The 467-nt window shown below is 63.6% G+C and carries 1 protein-coding gene; it reads right to left on the bottom strand.

Annotation, left to right across the window (positions count from 1 at the left end; all coding sequences use genetic code 11):
• Nucleotides 1–467 (bottom strand): phage tail tape measure protein (locus D0S45_20835; GenBank protein TIH05216.1); only part of this gene is annotated, 467 nt, incomplete at both ends.

Below are 467 nucleotides of genomic sequence, written 5' to 3'. Positions count from 1 at the left end.
CTTTCGTTGCGGCCTCGTTCGCCGCCTGCAATGCCCCGGCTTCATCGCCGGAAAGCTGCAACTGAGCAACATACGCAATCTGCTCCGCCGACACGTTATGGAACTGGCGAGCCATCGCCGCCAGCCCCGACGTCGGGTCTGTGGCCAGCTTCCCGAAGGCTTCAGCGACCTTGTCCCCCTCCCCGCCGGATGCAGAGGAGAAACGCGCCACACTCTGGCTGATGGACGCAATCTGAGCCTCACCGCTTACCCCCGCCTTAACCAGTGCGCTGAGTGACTCGCTGGTCTGGTTAAACGTCAGCCCTGCCGCCTGCCCGGCTCTGGACAGGACCAGCATACGATCTGCCGTCAGTCCCGCCTGATTGCCGGAAAGGACCAGCGTTTTGTTGAAATCGGACAGGGTTGAGTTGCCCTGATACCAGGCATACGCCAGCGCACCGGTCGCCACCGCCAGCGAGGTGGCCCCC

Source organism: Marinifilum sp. JC120 (assembly GCA_004923195.1).
Lineage (GTDB): Bacteria > Desulfobacterota > Desulfovibrionia > Desulfovibrionales > Desulfovibrionaceae > Maridesulfovibrio.
Note: the sequence above shows the minus strand (reverse complement) of the source record. Positions and strands in the feature narration are given on the sequence as shown.